Annotated in this window: 1 protein-coding gene; it reads left to right on the forward strand. The window is 73.3% G+C overall.

What is annotated here, in order from left to right:
* The coding region (locus ACQG3P_RS22675) for a laccase domain-containing protein (protein ID WP_426806311.1) at positions 1–240 on the forward strand (240 nt) is incomplete at both ends.

Below are 240 nucleotides of genomic sequence, written 5' to 3' on the forward strand. Positions count from 1 at the left end.
ACGTTTTCGCGGCGTGCGCGGATCTGGATGCGGGGGCGGCGGACGCCTTCGTGGCCACCCGCCCGGGGCATTGGAAGGTGGATCTGGACGCGCTGGCGCGGCGGCGGCTGGTGGCGGCCGGGGTGGACCCGGGCGGGATCAGTGGTGGGCAGCGGAGCACGATTGCCGAGCGGGAGCGGTTCTTTTCGCATCGGAGGGATGGACGGACCGGGCGGATGGCGACGTTGGCGTGGCTGGCGC

Source organism: Stenotrophomonas sp. SrG (genome assembly GCF_050031795.1).
GTDB lineage: Bacteria > Pseudomonadota > Gammaproteobacteria > Xanthomonadales > Xanthomonadaceae > Stenotrophomonas > Stenotrophomonas rhizophila_A.